Origin of the sequence: Brevibacillus sp. MCWH, assembly GCF_013096935.1 — a bacterium.
Lineage (GTDB): Bacteria > Bacillota > Bacilli > Brevibacillales > Brevibacillaceae > Brevibacillus > Brevibacillus aydinogluensis.
This window is the reverse complement of record NZ_SDLF01000154.1, coordinates 1-454: the sequence shown is the minus strand read 5'-3', so window position 1 is coordinate 454 and position 454 is coordinate 1. Positions and strand designations below refer to the sequence as shown.

Genomic DNA, 454 nt, shown 5'->3' with positions numbered 1-454 from the left:
AGTCATAATAGAGAAGTCGTTGAACTGTTCTTGGAATAAATTGTTCATTAATGACACACGTGTATATACTACTTGAGTTAAACCTCTCGAACGAAACTCAATGTTTGCTTGGTTAGCAATAAAATCTAAGAAATAACGATCGTAATGTGGTGCAATAACTACTAGTCGTCTTCCAGTTTCCATTGATACTTCAATTGCTTTAGAGATAATATTATTAAAATGTGTTTCTTTATCTAGTTTATGATCAAACATGAGAATTAAAGGTTTTTGAATGTTACAAATACCGTCATCGGTGTTTGCATAAATAGCATCTAAATAAGTGATGTTAGCTTGATAACCGTCAATAATTTCATATGTAGTTCTTGCAGACTTTGACTTAACGAACTCAATAGAAGGATTTAATGTTTCTTTATAAATAGTTTGAATAATTTTAGATACTTGCTCATCACCATTC

The 454-nt window shown here is 30.4% G+C and carries 1 protein-coding gene; it reads right to left on the bottom strand.

Features of this window, described 5'->3' with window-relative positions; all coding sequences use genetic code 11:
- Positions 1–454, bottom strand: a 454-nt coding sequence (locus tag ETC00_RS19835) for a hypothetical protein (RefSeq protein ID WP_171567755.1), incomplete at both ends; no start/stop codon positions are given.